General features: G+C 71.3%; 26 protein-coding genes and 1 pseudogene. 17 read left to right on the top strand and 10 right to left on the bottom strand.

Going from position 1 to position 26106, the window contains the following annotated elements; all coding sequences use genetic code 11:
* Positions 1-43 precede the first annotated feature (43 nt).
* Both ACWCSU_RS36850 and ACWCSU_RS36855 read left to right on the top strand, forming a co-directional pair.
* Complete coding sequence (locus ACWCSU_RS36850) at positions 44-607, top strand: hypothetical protein (protein ID WP_449941359.1); 564 nt, start codon at positions 44-46, stop codon at positions 605-607.
* Positions 608-648: 41 nt separating this feature from the next.
* The gene (locus ACWCSU_RS36855; RefSeq protein WP_357693786.1) at positions 649-1656 is read left to right on the top strand and encodes an endonuclease/exonuclease/phosphatase family protein; all 1008 of its coding nucleotides are present in this window, start codon (positions 649-651) and stop codon (positions 1654-1656) included.
* 11 nt (positions 1657-1667) lie between these two features.
* Here ACWCSU_RS36855 and ACWCSU_RS36860 read toward each other — a convergent pair whose 3' ends face one another.
* Positions 1668-3110: an acyl-CoA synthetase gene (locus ACWCSU_RS36860; protein WP_357693788.1), complete on the bottom strand. Its 1443-nt coding sequence runs from the start codon at positions 3108-3110 to the stop codon at positions 1668-1670.
* A gap of 141 nt (positions 3111-3251) precedes the next feature.
* On the opposite strand from ACWCSU_RS36860, the gene ACWCSU_RS36865 reads away from it, so the two are divergent.
* Positions 3252-3392 (top strand): helix-turn-helix domain-containing protein, encoded by a 141-nt coding sequence (locus tag ACWCSU_RS36865; protein ID WP_357693790.1) that lies wholly within the window; start codon positions 3252-3254, stop codon positions 3390-3392.
* A gap of 26 nt (positions 3393-3418) precedes the next feature.
* On the top strand, positions 3419-4435 hold the full coding sequence (locus ACWCSU_RS36870) for a hydroxyacid dehydrogenase (protein WP_449941363.1): 1017 nt from the start codon (positions 3419-3421) through the stop codon (positions 4433-4435).
* Between the two features lie 32 nt (positions 4436-4467).
* On the opposite strand, the gene ACWCSU_RS36875 is transcribed toward ACWCSU_RS36870, so the two are convergent.
* Positions 4468-5301, bottom strand: a complete 834-nt coding sequence (locus ACWCSU_RS36875) for an SDR family oxidoreductase (protein WP_357693794.1) — start codon at positions 5299-5301, stop codon at positions 4468-4470.
* A 114-nt stretch (positions 5302-5415) separates the two neighbouring features.
* Here ACWCSU_RS36875 and ACWCSU_RS36880 point away from each other — a divergent pair, with 114 nt between their 5' ends.
* Positions 5416-6141: an MgtC/SapB family protein gene (locus ACWCSU_RS36880; protein ID WP_449941367.1), complete on the top strand. Its 726-nt coding sequence runs from the start codon at positions 5416-5418 to the stop codon at positions 6139-6141.
* A gap of 94 nt (positions 6142-6235) precedes the next feature.
* Positions 6236-7153 (top strand): NAD(P)-dependent oxidoreductase, encoded by a 918-nt coding sequence (locus ACWCSU_RS36885; RefSeq protein WP_449941369.1) that lies wholly within the window; start codon positions 6236-6238, stop codon positions 7151-7153.
* On the opposite strand, the gene ACWCSU_RS36890 is transcribed toward ACWCSU_RS36885, so the two are convergent.
* Together ACWCSU_RS36890 and ACWCSU_RS36895 are read right to left on the bottom strand one after the other, a co-directional pair.
* Complete coding sequence (locus ACWCSU_RS36890) at positions 7111-7941, bottom strand: AraC family transcriptional regulator (RefSeq protein WP_364087020.1); 831 nt, start codon at positions 7939-7941, stop codon at positions 7111-7113. The genes ACWCSU_RS36885 and ACWCSU_RS36890 overlap by 43 nt on opposite strands.
* A 29-nt stretch (positions 7942-7970) precedes the next feature.
* Positions 7971-8858, bottom strand: coding sequence for a fumarylacetoacetate hydrolase family protein (locus ACWCSU_RS36895; RefSeq protein WP_449941372.1), 888 nt, complete (start codon positions 8856-8858; stop codon positions 7971-7973).
* A 66-nt stretch (positions 8859-8924) separates the two neighbouring features.
* Here ACWCSU_RS36895 and ACWCSU_RS36900 point away from each other — a divergent pair, with 66 nt between their 5' ends.
* Both ACWCSU_RS36900 and ACWCSU_RS36905 read left to right on the top strand, forming a co-directional pair.
* Positions 8925-9632, top strand: a complete 708-nt coding sequence (locus ACWCSU_RS36900; RefSeq protein WP_449941373.1) for a FadR/GntR family transcriptional regulator — start codon at positions 8925-8927, stop codon at positions 9630-9632.
* 20 nt (positions 9633-9652) lie between these two features.
* Positions 9653-10909 carry a DUF3500 domain-containing protein gene (locus ACWCSU_RS36905; protein WP_449941375.1) on the top strand — a complete coding sequence of 419 codons (1257 nt, stop codon included), beginning with the start codon at positions 9653-9655 and terminating at the stop codon, positions 10907-10909.
* Here the strand turns inward: ACWCSU_RS36905 and ACWCSU_RS36910 are convergent.
* A complete protein-coding gene (locus ACWCSU_RS36910; protein ID WP_397042614.1) occupies positions 10894-11790 on the bottom strand; it encodes a cation diffusion facilitator family transporter in 897 nt (298 codons plus the stop codon). The two genes, ACWCSU_RS36905 and ACWCSU_RS36910, sit on opposite strands and share 16 nt — an antisense overlap.
* A gap of 206 nt (positions 11791-11996) precedes the next feature.
* Here ACWCSU_RS36910 and ACWCSU_RS36915 point away from each other — a divergent pair, with 206 nt between their 5' ends.
* The 4 genes from ACWCSU_RS36915 (at position 11997) to ACWCSU_RS36930 (ending at position 16349) form a co-directional block, all read left to right on the top strand.
* Positions 11997-13286 (top strand): cytochrome P450, encoded by a 1290-nt coding sequence (locus ACWCSU_RS36915; protein ID WP_449941378.1) that lies wholly within the window; start codon positions 11997-11999, stop codon positions 13284-13286.
* A gap of 44 nt (positions 13287-13330) precedes the next feature.
* A complete protein-coding gene (locus ACWCSU_RS36920; RefSeq protein ID WP_364087007.1) occupies positions 13331-14011 on the top strand; it encodes a TetR/AcrR family transcriptional regulator in 681 nt (226 codons plus the stop codon).
* A 116-nt stretch (positions 14012-14127) separates the two neighbouring features.
* Positions 14128-14448 (top strand): helix-turn-helix transcriptional regulator, encoded by a 321-nt coding sequence (locus tag ACWCSU_RS36925; RefSeq protein WP_357693814.1) that lies wholly within the window; start codon positions 14128-14130, stop codon positions 14446-14448.
* A 116-nt stretch (positions 14449-14564) separates the two neighbouring features.
* Positions 14565-16349 carry a hypothetical protein gene (locus tag ACWCSU_RS36930; RefSeq protein WP_449941381.1) on the top strand — a complete coding sequence of 595 codons (1785 nt, stop codon included), beginning with the start codon at positions 14565-14567 and terminating at the stop codon, positions 16347-16349.
* A 221-nt stretch (positions 16350-16570) separates the two neighbouring features.
* Here ACWCSU_RS36930 and ACWCSU_RS36935 read toward each other — a convergent pair whose 3' ends face one another.
* The 3 genes from ACWCSU_RS36935 to ACWCSU_RS36945 are packed head-to-tail and all read right to left on the bottom strand — an operon-like array spanning position 16571 to position 18452.
* On the bottom strand, positions 16571-17404 hold the full coding sequence (locus tag ACWCSU_RS36935; protein WP_449941384.1) for an NAD(P)H-binding protein: 834 nt from the start codon (positions 17402-17404) through the stop codon (positions 16571-16573).
* Between the two features lie 36 nt (positions 17405-17440).
* Positions 17441-17983, bottom strand: coding sequence for a YceI family protein (locus ACWCSU_RS36940; RefSeq protein WP_364086997.1), 543 nt, complete (start codon positions 17981-17983; stop codon positions 17441-17443).
* Between the two features lie 28 nt (positions 17984-18011).
* Positions 18012-18452 carry a nuclear transport factor 2 family protein gene (locus tag ACWCSU_RS36945; RefSeq protein WP_397042624.1) on the bottom strand — a complete coding sequence of 147 codons (441 nt, stop codon included), beginning with the start codon at positions 18450-18452 and terminating at the stop codon, positions 18012-18014.
* A 134-nt stretch (positions 18453-18586) separates the two neighbouring features.
* Here ACWCSU_RS36945 and ACWCSU_RS36950 point away from each other — a divergent pair, with 134 nt between their 5' ends.
* Entirely contained in the window at positions 18587-19495 is a 909-nt protein-coding gene (locus ACWCSU_RS36950; protein ID WP_449941387.1) for a LysR family transcriptional regulator, read from the top strand.
* Between the two features lie 525 nt (positions 19496-20020).
* On the opposite strand, the pseudogene ACWCSU_RS36955 reads toward ACWCSU_RS36950, so the two are convergent.
* Positions 20021-20551: pseudogene (locus ACWCSU_RS36955) on the bottom strand (EamA family transporter); the annotation flags it as partial.
* On the opposite strand from ACWCSU_RS36955, the gene ACWCSU_RS36960 reads away from it, so the two are divergent.
* Together ACWCSU_RS36960 and ACWCSU_RS36965 are read left to right on the top strand one after the other, a co-directional pair.
* Complete coding sequence (locus ACWCSU_RS36960; protein WP_449941390.1) at positions 20531-21397, top strand: LysR family transcriptional regulator; 867 nt, start codon at positions 20531-20533, stop codon at positions 21395-21397. The pseudogene ACWCSU_RS36955 and the gene ACWCSU_RS36960 overlap by 21 nt on opposite strands.
* Before the next feature lie 81 nt (positions 21398-21478).
* Positions 21479-21859 (top strand): hypothetical protein, encoded by a 381-nt coding sequence (locus ACWCSU_RS36965; protein WP_449941392.1) that lies wholly within the window; start codon positions 21479-21481, stop codon positions 21857-21859.
* Positions 21860-22020: 161 nt separating this feature from the next.
* Here the strand turns inward: ACWCSU_RS36965 and ACWCSU_RS36970 are convergent, their stop codons facing one another.
* A complete protein-coding gene (locus tag ACWCSU_RS36970; RefSeq protein ID WP_449941394.1) occupies positions 22021-23379 on the bottom strand; it encodes a M20/M25/M40 family metallo-hydrolase in 1359 nt (452 codons plus the stop codon).
* A 970-nt stretch (positions 23380-24349) separates the two neighbouring features.
* On the opposite strand from ACWCSU_RS36970, the gene ACWCSU_RS36975 reads away from it, so the two are divergent.
* Together ACWCSU_RS36975 and ACWCSU_RS36980 are read left to right on the top strand one after the other, a co-directional pair.
* Positions 24350-25213 carry a hypothetical protein gene (locus tag ACWCSU_RS36975; protein WP_449941397.1) on the top strand — a complete coding sequence of 288 codons (864 nt, stop codon included), beginning with the start codon at positions 24350-24352 and terminating at the stop codon, positions 25211-25213.
* 556 nt (positions 25214-25769) lie between these two features.
* On the top strand, positions 25770-26009 hold the full coding sequence (locus ACWCSU_RS36980; protein ID WP_364086981.1) for a hypothetical protein: 240 nt from the start codon (positions 25770-25772) through the stop codon (positions 26007-26009).
* The last annotated feature ends 97 nt before the right edge of the window (positions 26010-26106 follow it).

The following is a 26106-nucleotide window of genomic DNA, read 5'->3' on the forward strand; positions in this document are numbered from 1 at the left end:
CACACATATAGCCGAAATTCCGAGCGTACGAAGGAGTGTTGCGATGTTCCTGCCACGACGTCTGGTCCGGCTGGCCGCGGGTGCGGCGGCCGGGTACCTGCTCGCCGTACGCCCCTGGCATCTGCGCTGGGGCGCCACCGACAGCGAGGTGCACGAGGACCTGCCGGGTGACGACATCGTGCCGCTCCCCCAGCTCCAGGCCACCCGCGCCGTCACCGTGGACGCCCCGCCCGCCGCGGTCTGGGCCTGGGTGGTCCGGCTCGGCGGCTACCCGCGTCCCGGCACGCGTCCCGGAGCGGCCGCCGAACCCGACCGGCCCCTCCGGGACCTCAGGCCGGGCGACGTCATCGGCGGCGGCTTCGTCGTCGAACGGGCCGAGGTGCCCCACAGCCTGGTGCTGGCCGACCGCGGCGCGGACGCCACCACGACCTGCTCCGTCGCGCTCCGCGACACCGGCGGCGGCACCCGGCTGATCTACCGGCTCCGGACGCGCGGCGAGCCCACCGTACGCGGCGCCGCCCACGTCGCGATGACGGACGTCGGGGACTTCGTCACGATGCGCAGGCAGCTCCTCGCCGTCAAGGCCGGGGCCGAGTCGGCGGGCTGACCCCGGTTCGCCTCCTCCGCCGCTGCCTTAGGGTTCATGCTGTGGATCAACGGGGAGCGAGCGCGACGGCCGAACGCGCATCCGCCGACGAGCGTCCGGCCCCCCGGCGACGCAGGCGCTGGTTCGCCTGGACGGTGGTCGCGCTGCTGGCGGCCTGGGCGGCGCTGCGGGTCGGCGGCCTGGAGACCGGCTCCTTCCTGACCCAGCTCATGACGGTGACGCCGATCGGCGCGGGGCTGGCCGCCCTGACCGCGCTGCTGTCGGTGCTCAGGCGCAACCGTCCGGCGGGGCTGTGCGCGGCGCTCGTGGGCGTGGTGCTGGTCGCGTGCCTGATCCCGAGGGCGTCCGGGGTGGAGGCGGGCAAGGTGACCGACGGCGTCCCGCTGCGGGTGTTGTCGGTCAACCTGTTCGGCCGGGCCGACGCCGAGGCCGTGGTGCGCCTGGTGAGCACGTACGAGATCGAGGTGTTCAGCGCGCTGGAGCTGACGCCGGACGCGGTCCGGCGGCTCGACCAGGCCGGGCTGCGCAAGCTGCTCCCCTACCGGGTGCTCCAGGCCGCGGACGGCGCGATCGGCAGCGGCCTGTTCGCCAAGCGCCCGCTCAGGTCGTTGCGGGGCCTGTTCACCCCGATCGGCCACAACATGCCGGCCGCCACGCTGTCCCTGCCCGGGGGCGTCAAGGTCGAGGTCGTGGCGGTGCATCCCGACGCGCCACTCGGCCCGATGGTGGAGCGGTGGAACGCCTCGCTCAGGGCGCTGCCGTCCCCGTCGCCGTCGGTGATCAGGGTCCTGGCCGGCGACTTCAACGCCACCCTCGACCACCGCGCCTTCCGCGACCTGCTGGCCCGCGGTTACGTCGACGCGGCCGACCAGGTGGGCAAGGGGCTCGTCCCGACCTGGCCCAGCGGCCGGGCGATACCGCCGATCATCGCGATCGACCACGTGCTGGCCGACCGGCGGGTGGGCGTGGCCCGTACGGAGCTCCTCGACGTGCCCGGCACCGACCACCGCGGCGTCTTCGCCGACCTCCGCCTGCCCGCGATCGGCTGATCCCGCCCGGGTCAGCCGCCCTGCTCCCCGTACAGCCTGCTGAGGGACGCCTTGAGCACCTTGCCGGCGCCGTTCCTCGGCAGCTCGGGGACGAACTCCAGATATTTCGGGATCTTGAAGCGGGCCAGGCGGCCGTCCAGGTGGGCGAGCAGGTCGTCGGGCTCCGCGCTCGCTCCCGGTCGCAGCACGACCAGCGCTTTGCCGGTCTCGCCCCACTTCTCGTCCGGTACGCCGATCACCGCGCACTCGGCCACCGCCGGATGGGCGTACAGCAGGTTCTCGATCTCGGCCGGGTAGACGTTCTCGCCGCCGGAGACGTACATGTCGCTGATCCGGTCGGAGATGCGGACGTAACCATCCTCGTCGGCCACGCCGATGTCGCCCGACCTGAACCAGCCGTCGGCGGACAGCACCTTCGCGGTCTCCTTCGGACGCCGCCAGTAGCCGGGCATGACGTTGGGGCCCTGCACGTACACCTCGCCGGGCTCCCCGGGGGCGGCGGGCGAGCCGTCGGGGGCCACCAGGCGCACGTCGGAGAAGAAGCACGGCACCCCGGCCGAGCCGAGCTTGTCGTCCGGGTGCCCCTCCCCGAGGAAGAGCGCGCCGGGCGAGGTCTCCGTCATGCCGTACCCCTGGAGGAACGTCAGCCCGCGCGCCCGGTACGTCCTGATCAGCGGCTCGGGTACCGGCGCTCCCCCGCACAGCAGGTGCCGCACTCCGGACAGGTCGGCGCCCGCCCAGCGCGGCGACCGCGCGAGGGCCGTGAACATCGACGGCACCCCGAACATCACCGTCACCCGCTCGGACTCGATCAGGTCGAACGTCCTGTCCACCTCGAACGACGGCTCCAGCAGCGCCCTGCCGCCCTTGAGCACGGTCGGCACGAGCGTCTGCGCCAGGGCCGCGATGTGGAACAGCGGCGCGCTGACCAGCGTCACCTCGTCGTGCGCGAGCGGCACGTCGACCAGCAGGTTCACGGCGTTCCAGATGAGGTTGCCGTGGGTGAGCATCGCGCCCTTGGGGCGGCCCGTGGTGCCCGAGGTGTACATGATCAGGCAGATGTCGTCCTGGCTCACCGGCTCGTCGAGGGGGTCGGCGGGCGCGCCGGCGATCAGCTCCTCGACGGCGTCCTGGCTCAGGTGCCGTCCTGGTAGCCCGCCGCCGTCGCGGCCCTCGCCGAGGACGACGACCCGGGCGCCGGAGTCGTCCAGGACGAACCGCAGCTCGGGCGGGGCGAGCCGGGCGTTGAGCGGGACGAACACCGCGCCGAGCAGGCCCGCGGCGAAGAACGTCTCCACCAGGGACGGGTGATTGGGCCCGAGGTAGGCGATCCGGTCGCCGCGGCCCACGTCGAGGGCCGCGAGCCCGTGAGCCAGCCGGGTGACCCGGTCGTACAGCTCGCCATAAGTGCGGTCGATTCCCTGGAAACCGATCGCGGGCCGGGCGGGCGTCATCCGCGCCCTGCGTGCCGGCCAAGACCCAAGCCCCTGATTGCGCATCGGCACTCCTTGACGGTCAGGACTCAAGGTAGGTCACCAAGCGCTTGCTGTCACCGGAATGCCACACTTTCTCCCGCCCCGCCCGGGCGAGCCCGCATGGTGGCCGAGGGCGCTGCCGGCAAGGCGGTCGCCGAGCAGCTCTTCCTCGGCGGGCGCACGGTCGAGCACCATCTCAGGGACATCTTCAGCAAGCTCGGCATCCGCTCACGGGTGGAGCTGGTCAGGTTCACGTCCTGAGCGATGCCGCCGCCGGAAGGACCCAGGTGAACGTACGACGGCCGCGTGCCCTGCTCGTCATGGACCCCGCCACCTTCGCCGAGCAGTTCCACGAGCCGCAGTTGCGGCGGCTGCGCGAACTGGCCGAGGTCGGCGACCCCATCTGGACCGCCGACCTGGACGCGCCCGCGGCGCGGCGGGCGCTGAACGCGGCCGAGGTGCTGGTGACGTCGTGGGGCTGCCCGCCGCTGACCGCCGAGCGCCTGGCGGACGCGTCCCGGCTGCGCGCGATCTTCCACTGCGCCGGCTCGATACGCGGGTTCGCCACGGACGCGGTCTGGCGCCGCGGTCTGCTCGTCACCACGGCGGCGGACGAGAACGCGATCCCGGTGGCCGAGTTCACCCTGGCCGCGATCGTCTTCGCCGGGAAGAAGGCGCCGTTCCTCGCCCAGGACGCGCGCCGGTACCGCGAGGACCGGTCCTACCTGGCCCGCCGCGGCGAGCTGTCCAACCGCGGCAGGACGATCGGCGTCGTCGGCTTCTCCCGGGTGGGCCGCCGGGTCGTGGACCTGCTGCGCGTCCTGGAGGCGGCGGAGGTGCTGGTCGCCGACCCGTACGCGGACGCGGACGAGGTGCGCGCGGCCGGCGCCCGCCTGGTCGCGTTGCCCGAGCTGCTGGCCCGCTGCGACGTGCTCACGTTGCACGTCCCGGCGCTGCCCGCCACCCGTCACCTCGTCGGGGCCGCCGAGCTGGCCCTGCTGCGCGACGGCGCGACCGTGATCAACACCGCGCGCGGCTCGGTCCTGGACACCGCCGCGCTGGAACGCGAGTGCGCGGCCGGCCGGATCGACGCCATCCTCGATGTCACCGACCCCGAGCCGCTGCCGGCCGGCTCACCGCTGTACGACCTGCCCAACGTCATGCTCACCCCGCACGTCGCGGGCTCGCTCGGCGCGGAGACCCGGCGGCTCAGCGACAGCGCACTCGACGAGCTCGAACGGCACGTGTCGGGCCGTCCGCCGCGCGCTCCCGTGACGGCCGGGGATCTCGGCGTGAGCGCCTGAGCCGACGCGCGGGCCGCCCGCCCCCGCGGCTGTCACCGGAAGGCGGCGGCGTTGCGCCTGGCCCAGCCCGCGAAGTCGCCGGGGGCCCGGCCGAGGATCTTCTCGACGTCGGGGCTGACGGTCCGCTCCCGGACGGTCGGGGTGCCGAGGATGTCGAGCGTGGTGTCGGCGACGGGGGCGGGCATGAACGTGACCATCTGGGCGCGGGCCTCCTCGCGGGTCTGCTCGGCGAAGGCGATCGGCTCGCCGACGGCCTCGGCGATGGCGGCGGCCCGCTCGCGCGGGGTGGTGAGGGCCGGCCCGGTCAGTTCGTACGTCGCGCCGGCGTGGCCCGGCTCGGTCAGGACGGCGGCGGCCACGGCCGAGATGTCCTCCGGGTCGACGATCGGCAGGCCGACCTCTCCGAAGGGCGCGGCCACCGCACGGCCCGACCGGACGGACGGGACCCAGGCGTAGGCGTTGGAGGCCAGGCCGCCGGGGCGCAGGATCGTCCAGTCGGCGCCGGACTCCATGACGGCGCGTTCGAAGGCGGCGAAGGCCAGGCCGTGCGACGGCGAGTCGGGCCGGGTGGCCACTCCCTGGGAGGAGAGCAGGACGATCCTGCCGGCCCCGGCGAAGGGCGCGACCACCCGGACGGGGTCCCCGGTCATCATCAGGTCGCCGCCGATGAGCAGGAAGACCGCGTCCGCCGCGGCAGGCAGGCCGGCGGACGGGCCGGACAGGTCGGCGGCGACCGCGCGCACGCCGGCCGGCACGTCGGACGGGGTGATGCGGCGGGACACGGCGGTCACCTCGTGGCCCCGCTCGGCGAGCAGGCGGACCAGCGGACGGCCGACGTTCCCGGTGGCACCGGTGACAACGATCATGATTCTCTCCTCAGTCATTAGTCAGTTGCCTGACTAACAAGAACCGTAACACAGAAAGTGAGTCAGGCAACTAACTACGTGTGAATCCCGCGCACCCCGGGGACATCTGGGCAAATGGGGACGGTTCTCGCTGCCCCGGCGCTGGCCGGGCAAGGATGGACCCAGCTGGGCGAACTGGGCCTGGCCCTGCTGCTGTCGGCCGCCATCGGGCTCGAACGCGAGATCCGCCAGAAGAGCGCCGGCCTGCGCACCCACACGCTGGTCGGCTTCGCCTCGGCCCTGATCATGCTGGTGTCCAAGTACGGCTTCGCCGACGTCCTGGGCGAGCACGTCACGCTCGACCCCTCCCGGGTGGCCGCGCAGATCGTGTCGGGCATCGGGTTCATCGGCGGCGGCCTGATCTTCGTCCGGCGGGACGCGGTGCGCGGCCTGACCACCGCCGCGGTGGTCTGGCTGACCTGCGCGGTCGGCATGGCCGCCGGAGCCGGCCTGTGGCTGCTGGCGATCGCCGTCACCGCCGGCCACTTCCTGGTCCTGTTCGTCTTCACCCCGCTCAGCGCCCGGCTGCCGCGCTCGAAGTACGCCCAGTCGCGCCTGCACCTGACCTACCTCGACCGCCACGGCGCGCTCCGGCGGGTACTCTCCCTGTGCAGCGACAGGGGCTTCGCCATCGCCGAGCTCACCATGGAACGCGAGCACGAGGGCAAGGACCCGCGGTCGGTCTCGATCTGGCTCGTCGTCCAGGGCTCCGGGGTGGTCAGGGAGCTGGTCGCCGAGCTGCTGGACATCGACGGCGTGCTCGGCGTCTCCAGCGAGGACCTCGACGTCACCACGCCCTGACGGCGGCCGGGGCCGCACAACCGTTCAAGACCGGGGCCCGTCCGCCCGGCTACAACGGTTGGCGGCGGCACGCGTGGAGCGGGAGGTCGGGCGCATGGCCGGAGCGGGATTCATCGGACTGGGCATCATGGGACGGCCCATGGCGCTCAACCTGGTGCGGGCGGGCACGCCGGTCGTGGTCTGGAACCGTACGGCGGCCGGGTGCGAGCCGTTGCGGGCGGCCGGCGCGCGGGTCGCGGCGAGCCCGGCCGAGGTGTTCGAGGCGGCCCGGGTCGTGCTGCTCATGCTGGCCGACGAGGCCGCCGTGGACGCGGTGCTCGGACGCGGCACGCCGCGGTTCGCGTCCATGGTCGCGGGGCGGGTCGTGGTGCACATGGGCACGACGTCCCCGGCGTACTCGGGGGACCTGGGCGCGGCGGTACGGGCGGCGGGCGGCGACTACGTCGAGGCGCCCGTGTCGGGCTCGCGCGGCCCGGCCGAGGCCGGACGGCTGGTGGCGATGCCGGCCGGCGAGCCCGCGGTGGTCGAGGAGGTACGCCCCCTGCTCGCGCCGATGTGCTCCGAGGTGATCGCGTGCGGCCAGGTCCCCGGCGGGCTGCTGATGAAGCTGGCGGTGAACATCTTCCTGATCACCATGGTCAGCGGCCTGGCCGAGGCCACGCACTTCGCCGCCCGGCACGGCCTGGACCTGGAGACGTTCGCCCATGTGCTGCACTCGGGCCCGATGGCCAGCGAGGTGTCCCGGTCGAAGGCCCGCAAGCTGCTGGACGGCGACTTCGCCGCCCAGGCCGCCGTCGCCGACGTGCTGAAGAACAACCGGCTCATCGCCGAGGCGGCGCGGGCGTCGGGCGTGGCCTCGCCGCTGCTGGACGTCTGCCACGAGCTGTTCGCCGAGACCCTGGCGCTCGGGCACGGCACGCTCGACATGGCGGCCGTCGTGCGCGCGATCGAGGCCAGGACCGACGGGCCTCAGGTGAGGGCGGCGGTCCACTCGCCGGGTGTGAGCCCGTAGGCGCGCTTGAACATGCGGGTCAGGTGGCTCTGGTCGGCGAAGCCCGCCCGCAGCGCGGCCTCCGGCAGCGGCAGGCCGCCGCGCATCGCCCGCCGGGCCAGGTCCAGCTGGCGCATCGTCCTGAACCGGGTGGGGCTGGTGCCGAAGGCGGCGCGGAACTGGCGGGCGATCGTCCAGCGGTCGAGCCCCGAGACACGTTCCAGCACGGCCACCGGGTGCCGGGTCGCGGGGTCGGCGGCGATCAGCTCGCGCACCCGCGTCAGGGCCTCCAGCGCGAGGGCGCCGCGCCGCCGCCGGGCGGGGACGTCGGCGTGACGCTCCAGCGCCGCCGCGACCAGCAGCGCGACCTCCAGCCGGGCCAGTTCCTCCAGGGGCTCGTCCAGGTGCCGCAGCCACGCCAGCAGGGCCGGCGACATCCCCTCCGGCCGCACGACGGGGTCGGCGACGAACGGCAGCGGCCGGCCGCCCAGCGCCTCCTGGACCAGGTACGGGTCGACGTAGAAGATCCGGTAGCCGAAGCCCGCGTCGGTGCCCGCGGCGCCGTCGTGCGGCTCGTCGGGGTGCAGCACGTGCCACTCCCCCGGCAGGCATCGCCGCAGCTCGCCGCGGTAGCGGAAGGTCTGCACGCCGGCGAGCGTGACGCCGATCGCGTACGTGTCGTGACGGTGGGGCGCGAACGCCTCGCCGACGAGCGAGGCCGCCAGCCGCTCGATGCCCTCGGCGGCCGGGCCGAAGCGCAGCCGGTGCCCCGGCCGTGCCGCCCCGCCCCGGACAGGTCGTGTCTCCACCACCCCAGTGTCGGCCATCGCGGCCGGGATCACCCCTCCGTCTCGGGCAGCGCCCGCGCGTCGTTCCCGACGATCGGGTTGCGCACCCGGCCGAGGCGTTCGGCCTCGACCTCGACGACGTCGCCGGGCCGCAGCAGCCACGGCGGGGTGCGCGCGTAGCCGACCCCGGCGGGCGTGCCGGTGGCCAGCAGGTCGCCGGGCCGCAGCGTGAACGTGCGCGAGATCAGGGCCAGGGTGTCGCCGACGCCGTAGACCATCTCGTCGGTACGCCCGTCCTGGACGACCTCGCCGTTCACCCGGGTCCGCACTCTCAGCCCGTCACGCAGGTCGCCGACCTCGGACGCGGGCACCAGCGGGCCGAGCGGGCCGGAGCGGTCGGCGTTCTTGCCGAGGATCCACTGGCTGGTGAGCTTCTGCGCCCTGCGCGCGGTCAGGTCGTTGAAGACCGAGTAGCCGGCGACCGCGGCCAGCGCCTCCTCCGGGTCCGCGTCCACCAGCGGCGCGCCGACGTACGCGACCACCTCGCCCTCCCAGTCCAGGCCGTCCTCGCCGGAGGGCACCGGGACCGGGACGCCGTCCACGGTCAGCGACCGCGTCCAGCGGGCGAACAGCGTGGGGTGCGGCGGCACGCCCTCCCCGGCGTACGAGCCCTCGGCGACGTGCCTGAGGTAGTTCAGACCGACGCAGATCACCCGGGCCTGCGGCAGCACCGGCGGCACGAAGGTGACCGACGAGGCCGGGACCCGCTCACCGGCCGGCTCGCCGGACAGGAACCCGGCCGCGCCGGCCCAGAACCGCTCCAGCGGGGCCAGCACGGCGACCTCGGCGCCGTCGTCCGACAACGCGCCCACCTCGACCCCGTCGCCCCTTTGAACGGCCCCTTCCGGGGCGTTCCGGCGGATCCCGACGATCCTCATCGTTCATCTCCTCAAGGCCGCGAAAACCTTCCAAAGGTTCGCAGGTTTTGTGGTTGGATCCGGACTATGCCCTACCTCTCCTCTCCCGGACAACCGGCGTCCGCCCCCGGACAGGGCGCGCTCACGCGGGCCGAGCGGCTGGCCGCCGCGCTCGACGACCGGATCAGGTCGCGCGGGCTGACGCCCGGCGAACCGGTCGGCACGCTGGAGTCGCTGCGGGCGGAGACGGGCCTCGGCTACGCCACGGTCAGCGAGGCCGTCCGGCTGCTGCGCGACCGGGGCGTGCTGGAGATCCGGCCGGGGCGCGGCGGCGGGCTGTTCGTCGCCGACCCCGGTCCGGTGGTGCGGCTGCGGCACACCCTGCTGGGCGTCGCGGAGGAGCCGGGCACGGTCGCCGACGCCATCGAGCTGCGCGACCACCTGGAGGAGCTGATCGACGTCGGCGCCGCCCGCCATCGCACCCGCCGGGACGTCGCCGACCTGCGCCGCCTGCTGCGACGGCTGCGCGCCGCGCCCGGCTGGGACGCCTTCGTCCGCGCCAACTGGGCCCTGCACGACCGCATCGCCGCGATCACCCCGAACGCCATGGCCCGCGCCGTCTACACCGGCACCCTCGGCCATCTGGGCGCCACCTCCCCGAGCCCCGACGACGCGGCCGGCGCCGGCTACCGCGAGCAGCGCTACCAGGTCCACGCCGACCTGGTCGAGGCGATCGCCGCGGGCGACGAGTACGCGGTACGGGCCGCCGTCGCCCGGCACAACACCACCACCTGAGACAGACCGAAGGGGCCCGCATGCCCGGCGAGTACCGCCAGTACCTGTTCCCGCACGACCACCCGCGGCTGGCCGGCGTCCGCGGCCTCGACCCCTACGCCTACCGCGAGCTGGCCAGGACGCCGGGCACGTTCACCGGCGGCCTGATCGAGGGCTGGACCCCGCTGTACGGGAACGACTTCCGCGGCGTCACCGAGGACGGCGCCTTGAGGGACGGCCTGCACCCGTTGACACCGGCCGCGCCCGGCGAGGAGGCCCCGGTCGCCGCCATGGTGTCGGCCGCCCGCGACCTGCTGGCCTGCCTCGACGACGAGGGCCGCGAACGCCTCTCGTACGAGGTCGACGCCGTGGAGTGGCAGACCTGGGCCAACCCCGAGTTCATGCAGTTCGACACCGGCCTGCGGCTGGACCTGCGGCCGCCGGTCGTCAGGGAGAAGGCGCTGGCCCTGGTGGGCGCCTCGCTCTCGCCCGAGGGTCACCGGCTCGTCCGCGCGGTGATGCGGGTCAACGGCTTCCTCGGCGAGATCGTCGGCCTGGAGACCGTGCTCAACGAGTTCAGCTACAACCTCGCCCTCTACGGCACCCCCGACCTGCGGGCCCCCTGGGGCTGGCAGCTCTACGGCCACCACTGCGCCCTGAACTGCCTGGTCGTCGAGGGCCGCATGGCGCTGTCGCCGGTGTTCCTCGGCGCCGAGCCGGACGAGATCGACGCCGGTCCGCACGCCGGCCTGCGCGACCTGTTCGCCGACCGGGTCGCCCTCGGCCTGCGGCTGATGGCCGCCCTGCCCGAGGAGCAGCGCAGGCAGGCCGTCGTGTACGAGCGCATGGTCGATCCGGCGATGCCCGAGGGACGCGTGCACCCCGGGGACGAACGTCATCTGGCCGGGGCGTTCCAGGACAACCGCGTGATCCCGTACGAAGGGATTCGGGTCGCCGCCATGCCCGCGGCGGCGAGGGAGCACGCGCTGGCCGTCGCCGAGTCGTTCGCCGGCCTGCTCCCGCCCGGCCCGCGCGCCGCCCGGCTGCGGGAGATCGCCGCGCACCTGGACGAGACCTGGTTCTGCTGGATCGGCGGCCACACGCCCGGCGACGTCTTCTACTACCGGCTGCAGTCACCGGTGATCGTCGCCGAGCTCGACCACCACTGCGGAGTCTTCCTCGACTACGACACGCCGAAGCCGTTCCACGTCCACACCGTGCTGCGCACGCCGCACGGCAACGACTACGGCCGCGCGTGGGTCCGGCGGTGGACGGCCGCGGGTCAGGACTCGGGCTGAAGGTAGACGACCGTGGACATCGGGACCCGTTCGCGGATGCGCCGCTCGGTCTCGGCCAGCGCCTCGGCCACCGCGTCCCCCTGCTCGGCGACGGTGACGCGGGCGGCCACCAGCAGCTCCTCCGGGCCCAGGTGCAGGGTGCGCAGGCGGGTGAAGGAGGCGACGGCGTCGTCCTCGCGCAGGGCCTCCTCGATGGCCCGCTGGACCTCCGGGGACGCCGACTCACCGATGATCATGCTCTTGGTCTCGGTGGCCAGCGTGATGGCCACGATGATCAGGAGCACGCCGATGGCGATCGAGCCGATGCCGTCGTAGACCGGGTTGCCGGTGACCAGCGCGAGCGTGACCCCGATGAGGGCGAAGGCCAGCCCGGTCAGCGCGGCGGTGTCCTCCAGCAGGACCACGGGCAGCTCGGGGGCCTTGGCCTCGCGGATGTAACGCGTCCACGACCGGCCGCGGCGGGCCTGGTCGGCGTTGCGCACCGCCGTGCGCAGGGACAGCCCTTCCATGACGATCGCGCCCACCAGCACGCCGATCGCCCATGGCCAGCTCTCCAGGGGCTTCGGGTCGCTGATCTTCTCGTAGCCCTCGTACAGGGCGAACAGGCCGCCGCCGAAGAACAGCACCACCGAGACCAGGAAGGCGTAGAAGTACCGCTCGCGCCCGTAGCCGAAGGGGTGGTCCGGGGTGGGCCCGCGTTTGGCGCGGGACTGGCCGAGCAGCAGCAACCCCTGGTTGCCGGAGTCGGCGAAGGAATGGATGCCCTCGGCGAGCATCGAGGACGAGCCGGTGAAGAAGAACGCCACGAACTTGGTGACGGCGATCCCCAGGTTGGCGGCCAGCGCCGCGTAGGTGGCCTCCTGCGAACCCTTACCGCTCACGCCGTCCCCGCAACCGGTGCTCGTGCGGGCTGTCGGGTCATCGCTGTCCTCCCGGGCCGTCGTGTCTGTTGGATGCGTGCCTTTGCCCCGTGGGCCCGCGTCCACACCTTGATCCGCGTCCGGGTCGCCGTGCACGGCGTGCATTGATGCGCGTCGTGCATCTTTGTAGGGTGGAACGGCCGCCTCCGAGAGAACAGGACGTGCCGATGAGCGACACCAGCCTGACCGACGACTCCCCGGGCGCCGGCCCCACGGCGATGCGCCGGATCCTGCCCGCCGACCTGGTCGAGCGCGGCCGCTGCCCGTTCGACCCGCCGCCGGGCCTGCGGGAGCGCCGCGGCCAGGACCCGGTCCAGCCGGTGCGGCTGCTCAACGGCGCCCAGGCGTGGCTGGTCACCGGCTTCGACGAGGCCCGCACCGTCCTGTCGGACGCCCGCTTCAGCGCCGACCGGGTCCGCCACCGCGAGGCCACGTCGTTGCAGCCGCACGAGGTGGCCGAGCAGGCGGCCGGCACCCTCCAGCCGGGCCCGCCGGTCGAGAGCCGCGAGGACGGCTTCTTCGTGTTCATGGACCCGCCCGAGCACACGCGCATCCGCCGGCTGCTGACCGGCCAGTTCACCGTCCGTCGCATGCGGGAGCTGGAGTCGCGGGTCACCGAGATCGCGGTCGAGCACATCGAGGCGATGCGGGCGGCCGGCCCGCGGGCCGACCTGGTGCCGGCGTTCGCGCTGCCGCTGCCCTCCCTGGTCATCTGCGAGCTGCTCGGCGTCGACTACGCCGACCGCGCCGAGTTCCAGGAACGCACCTCCGTAGGGCTGAACGCCAACTCCACCGCCGAGGAGCGGGCCGTCGCGGGCGCCGAGCTCTACGCGTTCATGCAGCGCCTGGTGGCCGCCAAGCGTGCCGAACCGGCCGACGACCTGCTGTCGGGGCTCGTCCACGAGGCCGACCCGCCGCTGACCGACGCCCAGCTCGTGGACGTCGCCCTCGTCCTGCTCGGCGCCGGCCACGAGACCACCGCCAACATGCTGGGCCTGGGCGCGTTCGCCCTGCTGGAGCATCCCGACCAGCTCGCCGCCCTGCGGGAGGACCCCTCCCTCGTCGACAACGCGGTCGAGGAGCTGCTGCGCTTCCTGAGCATCATCCAGCTCGGCGTCAGCCGGGTCACGACCGAGCCCGTCACGCTGGGCGGCGCCGACCTCCCGGCCGGTTCGACGGTCGTGATCGCCACACCGGAGGTCAACCGCGACCCCCGCCACTGGCCCGACGCCGACCGGTTCGACGTCAACCGCGCCCGCGTCCCGCACCTGGCCTTCGGGCACGGCGTGCACCAGTGCCTGGGCCAGCAGCTCGCCCGGGTCGAGATGCGCATCGGGCTCAAAGAGCTGATCACGCGGCTGCCCGGCCTGCGGCTGGCCGTATCGGCCGAGCAGGTGCCGGTGCGCAACGAGATGCTGATCTTCGGCGTGCACTCCCTGCCCGTCACCTGGTCCTGACCGGGCCGGACCCCATAATGGGGACCGTGGTGAAGGAGGCCGGGGTGGTTCAGCTCGCATCGGGCGGCGGGGAGCCCGCGTCGCCGGCCGTCGGCCGCCGCGAACGCAAGAAGCAGGCCACCCGCGCCGCCCTCCGCGAGGCGGCGCTCCGGCTCTCCCTGCGCCACGGCGTCGCGAACGTGACCGTCGAGCAGATCGCCGACGAGGCCGACATCGCGTTGCGCACCTTCTTCAACTACTTCTCCAGCAAGGAGGAGGCGGTCGTGGCCTCGCTGGCCGCCGCCGCCCAGGAGCTCATCGCCCGGTTCAGGGCCCGGCCGCGCACCGAGCCGGTCCTGCGGGCCTTCCGCGAGGCCGTGCTGGCCGTCATGAACGAGAGCGACGCCGCCGGCCGCGACCACGTCCGGGCCTTGCAGCTCGTACGGGCGGCGCCCACGCTGGTGCCCCAGCAACTGGCCGTACTGGCCGCGCAGGAGCAGGCCCTGGCCGAGGCGATCGCCGAGCACATCGGCCACCCCGCCCCCGGACGGCCCGGCGACACCGGTTATCCCCTCCTGTGCGCGTCCGCCGCGTTGACGGCGCTCCGCGTCGTCCTGGACCAGTGGCTCCGGCAGACCGCGGCCTCCGCCCGGCCGCCGGACACGGCCCTGCTCGCGCGGCAGATCGACACGGCCATCGGCCAGCTCGCGTCCGGCCTCGACCACCCCGGCCACGACGCCCCGTAGCGCCCGCCCGGCCGAGAACTGAAGCTGATTACCGGAAAGAGAGTTCGTTATATGGTGGTGAGTGATCGAACTCCTCTGAGCCTGCCCGGCAGCCGACCGTGAAGTGAGCAGCCAGCGTGCCCGACGACCGCCCCTCCACCTGGACCTTCCTCACCCACCACGCACGCGTCCTGATGGAGATCGCCAGAGATCCCGAGACCCGGCTGCGCGACATCGCCGCCCGCATCGGCATCACCGAGCGGGCCGTCCAGGGCATCGTCTCCGACCTGCACGAGGGCGGCTACCTCAACCGCGAGCGCGTGGGCCGCCGCAACCACTACAGCCTCAACCTCGACCGCGGCTTCCGCTACCCGACGGAGGCCGGCATGCCGGTCCGCGCCCTGATCGACATCTTCGCCCAGCACGACCTCCCCACCCGCCACGACCCCGGACCTTGAAGGTCCTGCGACAAGCAGGCGAATTCCCCGAAGGCGCCCCCCTGACCATCAGCTGACGCCACCGCCTACATCACGGAAGACCGGGCGACGGCGATGCCGCGTTAAGATCGCGTCCCGTGCAGCCGGACGGTTTATGGCGAATTATCAGGATCGGATTGGTAGGTCTGGTCCTTGCGGCGACGGTCGCGGGACTGATGATCGGCGACTCCTGGCTCTGGGTGGCCGTCGAATGGTCGCCACCGGCTCAGCTGAGGTTCTACGCGCCCAACGGGTTCGACACCCTGACGACGGTGACGCTGCTCGCGGCGGCCCCGGTGAAGGCCGTGCTCCTGTGGCTGATCCTGCGTGCCCCCGCACCGGGCCCGCTGGACGGCCGGGCGAAGGTGCTGCGCCTGCTGCTGTGTCTGGCGGTGGCGTACATGCTCGTGCTGTGGGTCGCGATCGCGCTGCTCCCCGACGTGGTCGGCGCGGCGTTCCGGCTCGCGCTGTGGACCTCGATCGACGTCCTGTACCTGCTCGTCATCCGCTGGCGGTCCTGGGCGCTGCGCACGGCGGCCGGGGCGGTGTTCGCGGTCGATCTGACCGGGATGGCCAACGAACTGCTCGACGAGCTCGACCTCTCGGAGCTCGGCTCGGGCGGGATCGTCGGACCGGTCTTGATGCTGAGCGGAGCGGCGGCGACCGTCATCACGGTCCTCGGGCAGTGGCGCGACGGACGGTGGAGCCGCGGCACGCTGATCGCCGGGTGGTCATCGGTGGGCGTCTGGGCGTTGGTGATCCCGCTCAGCCTGCTCTTCGCGGAGGTCTTCGGCGGCAGTCTGGCGACGGCCGTCGTGATGGACGCGGTGGGGCTCGTCAGCCTCGTGTGGCTCGCCGCGACCGCCCGTGAACTGCCCACCGACGACCGCCTGGCGGATCTTCCGCCCGCGCGGCGGCGGGCGGTCCGCGTCGCGGTGGCGGCCGTGGTCGTGCTGCCGATCATCGCGGCGATCCACCCGGAGCAGAACGCGTACCGCACCTACACCGCCACCCACACCGGCACGTCGCCGGGCTGCTACGACCGGCCCAGCTTCGGCGACCTCGAACCCGCGGAACGCGACGCCGCGTTCCTGTGCCTGGCGCGCAGCACAACTGCCGGGATCCCGCCCATGTTCCCGGACAACCTGTCGGACCAGGCGATCCTCGCGTACGGGCGGGCGCTGTGCCGCGCCAGAGACCGTGACGAGCAGGAGGTGATCCTGAAGCGGGCCGGGAGCGCGCGGCCCGCCTCGGGCGCGTCCCCGTGGGACCTCGTCTACGTCTGCCCGGAGATCGTCGGCGCGACCAATCCCGAACTGCTGCGGTCGACCGCGGAGACCAAGGCGGCGCACGACGCCTACATCGCCAAGGAGAACGCGAAATGCCGCGATCCGTGGCCCCGGACGAAGGGGGTCGTCCAGGCCACGGCCAACTATTTCCTGTTCGTCGACGGCGATCCCGGCTACCTGGTCCACGACCCCGCGGACGAAGCCGCCGAAGTGGCGGCGGAACAGGCGACGGACAGGAGCTACGACGACAGCGCCGGCATCGGGGTGTCTCGCAGCGCGGCGCTCATCGGGCATGTCGAGGACGTCTCTGATCTGTGTCTCACGGTCAAGGCACTCCGTACCGCGCCGCCACGGCGCACCGCCGGCTGGGATCAGGTCGACGAGGTGCCGATCGTCAGCCTCAGCGGCCGGCTCACCGTGCCCGAGAAGGGGGAGGGCGAGGTGGGCGCGGGCGCCCCGATGCCGAACCTGGCGATCGCGGGCAAGGGCGGCTACCGTCTCCGTGTCTACGTGCGGATCGGCGAGACGGGAGAGGAACACCTGGTCGTCGTGTTCCCGGGTACGTCGAGAAAGCGGCTCACGCTGAAGCCGTGAGCGGCGGCCGCCGGACGTCAAGCTCAACCGGCTGCGCCGCCTGTCACTGCCGCCCCCGGCGCTGGTCAGCCGGCCGGATGGGGCGTCGTCGCGAAGGCCGTCGTAGAGCGGGTCGCGCAGTTGCGGCTCGGTCAGCTCCTCCACAGCGCCGGACAGGCCGTAGCCCGCGTTGTTGACGATGACGTCCAGCCGACCGAAGTGCTCCTTGGCCCGCTTCACGCTCAGGTCAGGCTGAACGCCGCCGCGCGGTGGGCGACCCATTGGGCGTAGGTGAACGGCGGCCGTCCGGTGACGTCCTCGACGGTCGGCGACGTCTCGGCGGTCCTGCCGTCCAGCGCGGCGAGCCCATCGAGGTAGGCGTCGGCCACCTGCGGGGGCATGCCGCTGCCGACCAGCTGCCGCCGGGCCTGCTCGCGCGGCACCTCCTCGAAGCGCACCGGCCGGCCCACCGTCTCCGCGATGATCCGCACGCGGTCGATCTGGGTCAGCGACTGCGGTCCGGTCAGGAGGTACGCCTCACCGACCCGTGCGTCGAGCAGGGCTCGGACGACGACCGCGGCGATGTCACGGGGATCGATCGCGGGTACTGCCGCGTTGCCGTGGACGCCGCGTACGACCTCCCCTTCGGCGAGCTGCCGAGCCCAGCCGAGGTCGTTGGTCATGAAATAGTCGGGACGGATGAAGGTCCACGGCACCCTGGAGGCGGCGACGGCCCGTTCGAGCCGCAGATGCTTCTCGCCGATCAGCCCGGGCGTGGCGTAGGTGACGGCCGCCGACGACAGCAGGACGACCTGCCGCAGCTCGACCTGCCTGGCCGCCTCCAGGAAGCCGTCGACGGCGTCGTGGAGGGGGAACAGGAAGGCCCGGTCGATTCCCGTCAGCGCCGCGGGAAGCGTGTCCGGCCGGGTCAGGTCACCGACCACCACCTCGACCTCATCGGGGAACGGGTGGCGGGTGGGGTCACGGGTGAGCACGCGGACCTGCTCCCCCGCTTCCAGGAGCTGGTGGACGATGTCGGCGCCGACGTTTCCTGAGGCGCCGGTGACCAGGATCATGATCGATCTCTCTTTCTCTTCTCGGGGCCGGGCCGGTCAGGGCCTTCTGAGTGCCGCCACGTCGAACTCCAGCGTCACTTTCCCGGCCACCAGGCCGGCGGCGGCGGACCAGTGCACGCCCCAGTCCTTGCGGTTGATCGTGGCGCCGCCCTTGAGCTGGAGCCGGAGGTCGCCCGACGGGTCGTGCTCGGCGGACGTCAGTTCGAGGTTCACGGTGATCGGGTTGCGCACGCCGCGGATGGTCAGGTCCCCGGTGAGTTCGAAGGCGGTCGCGCCGATCTGCCGCACCTCACTTGAGGTGAAGGTGATGGCCGGGTGCTCGGCGAGGTTCAGGTACTTGTCCCGCAGGTACTCGTCGCGCTTCGGGTTGCCGCTCTGGATGCTCGCGCTCTGGACGGTGAGCTGGACGGCCGACCTGGCCGGGTCGCCGCCGTCCAGACGTGCGTGCCCCTCGAAGTCGTCGAACCGTCCGCGGACCTCGGGGCCGATCGTGTGCCGGGCGACGAAGCCGATCCGAGTGCGGGCCAGGTCGAGGGTGTAGTCGCCGGTCAGGTCGCTGAGCACGAAGGTGGTCGTCATGCTGGTCTCTCCTGGATGCGTCGGGGGATCAGGCGTTGAGCGGCGAGCCCGGCAGCGGCGTGGAGTCGAGGTACCTGACCTCGTAGACGCGCTCAGCGAACCTCCACCCTTCGCGGGTGCGCTGGTAGCGGTCGTGGTAGAGGGCGAAGTTCAGGTGCGAGCTGCCGTCGCGCATGCGTCCGAACTCCTGGATGTAGGCCCGGCCGGTCGCGGTGTCGCCGTCGATCCGGATGATGCCGGGGTGAACGTTCTGCACGAAGAACTCCCAGAGTCCCTGGCCCCACCTGACCCCTTCGCGGATCTGCTCCCTGCCGAGGAACTCCTTGCCGATGTGCGGCCAGCGCATGGCGGCGTCGGGGACGAACAGCGAGGCGAGGCGGTCGTAGTCGCGCATCATCACCGCGTCGGTGAGCTCGCCGCGCAGCGCCTCGATCTCGACGCGGTCGGCGACGGCCTGCATGTCGCTCATCGGAATCCCTGCCTTGTCGATGTGTTCCTGAGGTGCTTCGCCACCTTCCAGGTGGTGACGTGTTCATCATCAGCGCAGGTCAGAGGCCGATCAATGTAAGGTTCGTGGGGCGATTCATAACATGGGGGTTATTCATGGAGTTACGGGACATCGAGATCTTCCTGACGCTCGCCGAAGAGCTGCACTTCGGCCGCACCGCCGAACGGCTTCACGTGTCCCAGGCGCGTGTCAGCCAGGCGATCAGCAAGCAAGAACGACAGATCGGCGCGGCGCTGTTCGACCGCACCAGCCGGCGCGTGGCGCTGACCCCGATCGGCCGACGGCTCCGCGAGGATCTGCAGCAGGCCTACGACCTGCTGCGGGAGGGCCTGGCCCGCGCCCAGGCGGCAGGTCAGGGCACGGGCCGCACCCTCCGATTGGGCGTGTTCGGCCACGCCGGGCACGAGCTACAGCCTCTCGTGGACGCCTTCCGCGCCCGTCACCCCGGCGGCGACGTGCAGTTCAGCGAGGTCACCGGCGGCGACCCGTTCGCCGCGCTGCGGGCCGGGGAGGCCGACGGGCACGTGCTGTGGTTGCCCGTGGCCGAACCGGACCTCTCCGTCGGGCCCACCGTGCTCACCAGCGGCCGGGTGCTGGCAGTGGCCGAGGGCCATCCGCTCGCCGAACGCGGCAGCGCCTCCCTGGAGGATCTCGCCGACAACCACGTCATCGACCTCGGGCCTCGTGCACCTGACTACTGGGTCGCGTCAATGGTTCCGTTTCGTACGCCGCTCGGCCGTCGGGTCCCCCGGGGGCCCATCGCGCGTACCTTCCACGAGATCCTCGCTCTGGTCGCCGCCGGGCACTGCGTCCACCCGTTGGGCGAGATCGCCGCCCGCTACAACCGCCCTCCCGGCATCGTCTTCGTGCCCCTCACCGACGCTCCCGCTCTTCAGTTCGCCCTGATCTGGCCGTCCGGCATCGACAACCCGGCCATCCGGGCCCTGGCCCGGACCGCCGCCGACCTCGGTCCCATCGTGCTGGACGCTCCTCACGGTGCTTGACGCAGGAAGGTCACGGGCGCGGTCGCCGAGGTCGCTTCGACGGCCCTGCCGCGCCGTCGGCGGGACAAGGGCGACAGCGACCACGACCAGGCCGATCCCGACGAACTCGACGGCGGTCAGCACCGTACCGGAGAACAGCAGATCCAGCAGTGCGGTGACGGGTGGCACGCAGTAGAACAGGCTGGTCACCCGGGCGACTTCACCGGCCGCGACCATCAAGTACAACAATGCGGCTGCGCCGACCGAAACGACCACGATCATCCAGCCGAGCGCGAGGAAGAAGGCCGGATGGCTGGTCAGGTGCAGCCCACCCGTACATGCCGTGATCACGGCGAACGCCGCCGAACTGATGGTGCATTGAATCGCCAGTGCCGCCCAGGTGCCCACGCCCACGGATCGGCCTTGGACGATGGTGGCGACGGTGATGGCCCCTAATGTGAGAAAGGCGAAAAGGAATCCCGAAAGCGTACCGGTCTCACTGGCCCGGGACGTCGAACCGAAAGCCGGACCAACCGTCAGTATGACACCGAGGAGACCGATCAGCAGCCCCATCCGGAATCGGCGGTCATGACCCGGACGGGTGAGCAGCGTGGTGAAGATCGGCTGTGTCCCCAGCACGACGGCGATGATGCCGGCGGGTATTCCGGCGCCGACGGCGACGAAGAAGAAACCTTGATAGGCCGTTTGCAGAAGCACTGCCACGAGAACGGTCCGCGTCCATTCCGGGCCGGTACGAGGCAACCTGTCGCGCACGAACAACCAGATGGTCCACGCCAACACCGCGGAACCAAGTGCGCGCAGAAGCAGGAAGGTGGGCACCGAGCTGTACGACAATCCCGTTTCGACGGCGACGGGCCCGCTCGCCCACATGAGCACAAAAGCAGCCGGAGCGAGAACAATGAATGACGAATTCTTTCGGGGCATCGAGAAAATCCTCGGCAAGAGAGACCGATGAATAGAGGTACTCGGGCAAAGGTAGCGAGGCGCATGGATATCCCGGAAATGCCGATTAGCGATGGGGTATGCTCCGTGGTTATGGGGCTGGACATCCGGCATCTGGAGACCTTCCTGGCAGCCGTCGAGGAGGGCAGCATCACCGCCGCAGCCCGTCGTCTGCGACTGGCGCAGCCCGCGGTCTCGCGCACCCTGGCCCAGCTCGAAAGCCATGTCGGCGCGGCGCTGCTCGTGCGCTCCGCCCACGGTGTCGCTTTGACCCCCGAAGGCGAAACCTTCCGGATCAAGGCCGCTGCCGCGATGGCCTCGTTCACCGAAGCCGTGGAGCGGCCCTTCGGCGGCGCGCGGCCGCTGCGCGTCGGGCACGCGTGGTCAGCCTTCGGCGATCACACCTCGGCCGTACTGCGCCGCTGGCGCACCTTGCGGCCGGAACAGCCGCTTGAGCTGTGCCGGCTGGACGATCCCTACGCGGGGATGGCGGGCGGCTGGATAGACATCAGCGTGCTGCGCGGCCCGCAACCGCGGCCCGGATATCGCAGCGAGCTGCTCTACAGCGAGGAGCGGGTGGCGGCGGTCTCCGTGGAGCACCGTCTGTCCCGCCGTCGCGAACTCCGGCTCGTTGAACTCGCCGGAGAAGGCCTGATCGTGCACCGCAACGGAGGCACGACGACACCCGAACTGTGGAACGCCGAGGCGCGGCCGAGCGTCGCCGCGGAGGTCGGCTCGGTCGATGACTGGCAGAGCAACATCGCCGCGAACAACGGTGTGGGCATCACCCCGGCATCGAGCACCCGCCTGCATCCGCACGCCGAGATCGTCTACATTCCCCTGACCGACGCACCCGCGGTGCCGGTGTTTCTCGCGTGGGCCCCCAATTCCCGACACCCCGCCCTGTCAGACTTCAGCCGGGTGGCACACGCCGTCGTACACGGCGCCCCCGACTCGTGACCTCTGGTGCCGCGCCCCTCAGAGCACTGCGCCATCCCCCACGGAACAGCGACGGAACAAGAGCAGAGCTTGGAGGCGGCTGTGGCGATGCCGAAGAAGGGCTCACGGCTCATCACCGTCGACGGCACCGCCTTCCGCTGGCGCGTGCGCCACAAGCCGACCTACGACGAGGGCATGGCCTGGTCACCCCTCAGCTTCGCAGTCGAGCGAGCCGAGGAGCCGGGAGCCGTTCTCATGGTGTCACTCCCCTACGCCCGGCCGGACAACTGGCTAGGAGAGCGAGCGATCGCGATCCGTCCTGCTCTCGTCGTCGAATGCATCCGGCGAGCCGTCGAGCAAGGATGGAACTCGGGGCAACCAGGCACGGGATTCGCCCTCACTGTTACAAAGGACGAGCTGGCCACAGTCCTGGGCGAACCGCCTCAGCATCCGATCCGAGCTTCCCCTTTCTTTGGGGCATGATTCCGCAAGGTGACGGCATCGAAGACTTCGCTCGACGCCTTGGCACCGTTGGCGTTGGCATCGTCCTCGTCGGAGACTGGTGAAGCTGACCCGGCTCGGCACGCCGAGCCGGACGGGATGTCGGCCTGGATGCCACCGTTCAGGCGTCATGACGGATCGGGTCAGGCATGCCCACCGGCGTGTGCGTGCGCGTCGAGGAGGTGCGCGACCGCTTCGGTCACCTGTACGGCGAACGGGATGTGCAGCCATTCGTCCGGCACGTGCACGTTCGAGTCCGCACCGAGCGCGCCCGTGACGACGAACTGCGCCTGCGGGTACCGCCTGCCGAGCATCTCCATGAAGGGGATCCCGCCGCCGATGCCCATGTTCTGGCACGGCTTCCCGAACACGCGATCACCGACCTGCCGCAACGCCGAGGCCAGCCATGGGGCCGGCGCCGGCGCGTGCCAGCCGTTCAGGACCATGAAGTCGCCGACCTCGACCTGCGCCCCGTACGGCACGTCGGTCGTGAGGATCTTCTCCAGCGCGGCCCGCGCCGCCTCGGCATCGGCCGAGGGCGGCAGGCGGAAGCTCAGCCGGAAGGAGGTCCAGGGCCGCAGCACGGCGCCCGCCACCGCGGGGTCCGGAAGCCCGCCGGCGCCGGTCACGGACAGGGTCGGCCGCCAGGTGTTGTTGAGGACGAGCTCGACGTCATCGTCGGACACGCGCCTCGTCTCCGGCAGCAGCGGCAACCGGGGCACGGCGACCTCCGGATGGAGCGCGACGAGCGCCGCCGCCTCCGCCCGCCGTTCCTCCGGGATGGGCACCACCATCTCGGCCACCTTGACCTCACCGGTCTCCGAGTCCTCCACCCGATCGAGCAGCCGGCGCATGACGCGGAACGAGCTCGGCACGATGCCGCTCCCGAGCCCGGAGTGGATGCCCGTCTCGAGGACGCGCACCGTGACGGTCGCCTGCACCGCGCCGCGCAGGCTGGACGTCAGCCACAGCCGCTCGTAGTCTCCGCCGCCCGCGTCCAGGCAGACCACCAGCGACACCTCGCCGAGCCGGTCGGCGAGATGCTCCAGGTACGCGGGCAGGTCCGGGCTGCCGGACTCCTCGCCAGTCTCCAGAAGCAGGACCGCCCGCGCGTGTTCGCCGCCTGCCCCGCGTACGGCCTCCAGCGCGGTCGTGGCGGCGTAGCCCGAGTACCCGTCGTCGGCGGCACCGCGGCCGTAGAGCCGGTCGTCGCGGATCACCGCCTGCCACGGGCCCAGGCCCTCCGACCAGTCACCCAGCGGCGGCTGCTTGTCGAGGTGCCCGTACAGCAGGACGGTCCCGGTCGCCGCCGCGCCCGGCGTCGCGGGCACGTCCACGAACAGGAGCGGGGCACGGCCGTCGAGCCGCACGACGTCGCACCGCGCGTCGGGCAGGCCCCGCGACGCCACCCAGTCCCGCACGTGCTCGACGGCGGCCAGCAGATGACCGTGCTCCTCCCAGGCGGCGTCGTAGGCGGACGACACGGCCGGAATCTCGATCAATGCGGAGAGGCTGGACAGGACGTCCGTCGCCCAGGCCCGACTGACCGATTCGCGAAGTTTCTGATGGTCCATGCGGTAATACTGGCGCAACCCCCGCGCCTCTCACGCACGGCGAGCGCGACGGCCCAGCCAGAAGCTGTCGGCCCCGTACTCCGTGATCGGCCGTCGCTCACCGGGAGCAGGCCGGACAGGACCTCTCCCTTGGAGAACAACTCGATCAGTTGGAACGTATGGGGCAACAGGCTCAATCACGAAGGCCGTTCCCCTCTGGGACGGCCTTGGCTGGCTTGGGATGGCGCCCATGTCAACGGATCGCAACGTCGCCGTTACTCACAGCTCATAAGATCGGCGTCATGGCAGACATCGTCATTTGGGCGAAGCCCTTCGAGCCGCAGAATCACAACCCAGACACGAAGGGGCGCAAGGGCCTCTGCGATTGGCATGAGATGACTTTGAGGCGGGGTCCGTGTCCGCACAGGCCGTACGCAAGCGTGAAGATCAGGCACGAGGAGGCGGACCGCGAGTTCACGCACTCGGCATGTATCGAGGCACTCAATGAGATCTCGCAGCGCTACGGCTTCCCCATCCCCCAGCAGTAAAGCGAGCGCCTGGAGAACAGCTGATGCCGTAGCTGTACCTGGCAGCTGCGCAAGATCGCCAAGGCCACTTCCCGATCACGGGTAGTGGCGTTTGACCTCGAGTGGAGCCAAGGAGATACGAACTCCCGGCATCTTGCCTGCAAAGACGAATCCTGATCAGGCCTGACCTGCGAAGACGCAGCTCACGGCACTGATCGCGTTCTCCGTGACCTCCCGCTGTTCCCCTGGTTTGCCGCCCCATCGGGCCACGGCTTGAGAACCCCGCGCGGACGCGCACACCTTCGCCCGCCTGACCATCCCGTCTGCCGTTGATAAGCACTATTTGAGTGGTTCGGTGTGTGCCCTACACCGGTGGATGGCATCGTGGGCCCATGGGGAAGGATCTTGTCCGGGGCGCTGCTGTTGGGCTGGTGGTAGGCCTCGGGCTCGGGTATCCGGTGTCGCGGTTGTACGAGGAGGACATAGAGACGTACACGGTCATGCCCTTGGTGGCTGTGGGCGTATTGCTGGTCGTTCCCGTCGGATGGCTGCTTGCCAGGATGCTGAGGATTGCGCATCCGATCCGCAGCGCGTTGCTAGCGCCCTTGTTGTTGTTGATGTTGAAGAACGCGGTGGATCTGGCCGTGCCGAGCCCCCGTCCCCATCTGGCCTTGCTCGGATTCACCGTCCTGGCCATGGCGAGTTATGCGAGCGCCGCCGGATTGGCGAGTACGGCGTCGCTGATACCCCGGGTCATCGCGGCCGTGGTCGTGTGCGCGTGCGTGATCACGACGACGACGATCCATCAACAGCGAACGGAGGCTCGGAAACAGCAACTGCGCAAAGACTTGATCGCCTCTTACAACGAGTCCCTTCCCCTGGCGGTGCCTGACGTAGTCCCGGGGCGCACACTGGTCAACGTATGGACCATCGCCGACGACGTCCTGGCGCTCGACTACGCCAAGGACCGACAGAGCGAGCCCGACGTATTCGTCCGTATCAGCAGCAGCGGGGATCCACGCAAGGCGTGTACGGCGTGGGAAAGGGGCTCTGAGTCCTGCGAGCGGCTGGCGGCGGATCGATGGCTGTCCAAGAAGGAGGCGAACGGCAGAATGGTGCTGTTCGCCAGGGTCGGGCGCCGGCTTGTTGAGGTCGACTCAACCACTCTGAGTCTCAACGAGACCCTTGCCGCAGGGAGCAAGCTGCGTGCGATCAGCGCGGAATACCTCGTCGACTTCGAGCCTCCGCAGAGATGATCGTCAGTCAGCCGCCATACGCTAAGTCCCGACCGGCGGGCGGCAGAGGGCCGGGTACGGCGGCCCTTGAGGCGTTCATTTCGGCGGGACTTGTCGAGCCGGTCACCGCGCGGCGTGGGAGCGCTGCGTGATGGCCGACGCCCCGGAGGAGAAGCCTCGCCGTTCGAGCAAGAGAAGGCCCGCCAAGCGGGCCGGCCACAGCGTCGATGTTCTGCGTCGGGGCTATGCCAAGTGCATGGATGGTCAACAGGGCAGATGAATACCAAGCTCAACGACGTGTTGGACGGGTAGTCCTGATCAACCCGCTTTCGGCCCCGGCTTGACCGGGGGCTCATTTCTGGCGCGCTTCTTGCGGAGCAAGACATTCCCGCCGGTTTCGCCGTGCGGCTGGCCGTGGCTCAGCAAGCAAGGCCAGCCCTGTGGATGAGCCATGTCCGCTGCCCTGCCAGATCACTGGACTGAGCAGGGTGTTCTAGATAGACCAATTCCGACACTTCGGTTGCCTGATGCTTCGAGTGATTGTGCAATTGTTGTCCGGCTTGCGAGGGAGTCGTGTATGACACGAGAGCAACTGGAGCAGGCGCTACGAGGCGCCGAGGCGCTGGCGGAGCAGGCGAGGGCTGATCTCGATGGCGCTGTGGCACTCATGTCGCAGAGTGTCTGGACGGGACCAGCTGCGGATCAGTTCGGCCAGGAACTGGCCGGGCAGCGTCAGGCCGTCATGGGGGCGTTCACTGCGGCGATCAGTGAGCTACGTATGCTCCTGGCCCGCACTCCGGCCGATGCACCACAGTAGGCCATGAGCGGCTTAGAGGGCATGGTGCCTGACGGGGTCAGGGCTCTGATGGGGAGGCTGCGCCGGGCCGAGTCGTCGCTGGAGGCAGCAGCGGAGG

The organism is Nonomuraea sp. NPDC001699, from assembly GCF_053596455.1.

Coding starts and splice junctions, on each gene's coding strand:
- ACWCSU_RS36875 (WP_357693794.1), bottom strand. CDS start 5,301: ATGATCGTTGTCACCGGTGCCACCGGGAACGTCGGCCGTCCGCTGGTC.
- ACWCSU_RS36885 (WP_449941369.1), top strand. CDS start 6,236: ATGGCCGGAGCGGGATTCATCGGACTGGGCATCATGGGACGGCCCATG.
- ACWCSU_RS36900 (WP_449941373.1), top strand. CDS start 8,925: ATGCCCTACCTCTCCTCTCCCGGACAACCGGCGTCCGCCCCCGGACAG.
- ACWCSU_RS36850 (WP_449941359.1), top strand. CDS start 44: ATGTTCCTGCCACGACGTCTGGTCCGGCTGGCCGCGGGTGCGGCGGCC.
- ACWCSU_RS36915 (WP_449941378.1), top strand. CDS start 11,997: ATGAGCGACACCAGCCTGACCGACGACTCCCCGGGCGCCGGCCCCACG.
- ACWCSU_RS36860 (WP_357693788.1), bottom strand. CDS start 3,110: ATGACGCCCGCCCGGCCCGCGATCGGTTTCCAGGGAATCGACCGCACT.
- ACWCSU_RS36980 (WP_364086981.1), top strand. CDS start 25,770: ATGACACGAGAGCAACTGGAGCAGGCGCTACGAGGCGCCGAGGCGCTG.
- ACWCSU_RS36880 (WP_449941367.1), top strand. CDS start 5,416: ATGGGGACGGTTCTCGCTGCCCCGGCGCTGGCCGGGCAAGGATGGACC.
- ACWCSU_RS36940 (WP_364086997.1), bottom strand. CDS start 17,983: ATGACGACCACCTTCGTGCTCAGCGACCTGACCGGCGACTACACCCTC.
- ACWCSU_RS36905 (WP_449941375.1), top strand. CDS start 9,653: ATGCCCGGCGAGTACCGCCAGTACCTGTTCCCGCACGACCACCCGCGG.
- ACWCSU_RS36950 (WP_449941387.1), top strand. CDS start 18,587: ATGGAGTTACGGGACATCGAGATCTTCCTGACGCTCGCCGAAGAGCTG.
- ACWCSU_RS36945 (WP_397042624.1), bottom strand. CDS start 18,452: ATGAGCGACATGCAGGCCGTCGCCGACCGCGTCGAGATCGAGGCGCTG.
- ACWCSU_RS36865 (WP_357693790.1), top strand. CDS start 3,252: ATGGTGGCCGAGGGCGCTGCCGGCAAGGCGGTCGCCGAGCAGCTCTTC.
- ACWCSU_RS36975 (WP_449941397.1), top strand. CDS start 24,350: ATGGGGAAGGATCTTGTCCGGGGCGCTGCTGTTGGGCTGGTGGTAGGC.
- ACWCSU_RS36960 (WP_449941390.1), top strand. CDS start 20,531: ATGGGGCTGGACATCCGGCATCTGGAGACCTTCCTGGCAGCCGTCGAG.
- ACWCSU_RS36935 (WP_449941384.1), bottom strand. CDS start 17,404: ATGATCCTGGTCACCGGCGCCTCAGGAAACGTCGGCGCCGACATCGTC.
- ACWCSU_RS36895 (WP_449941372.1), bottom strand. CDS start 8,858: ATGAGGATCGTCGGGATCCGCCGGAACGCCCCGGAAGGGGCCGTTCAA.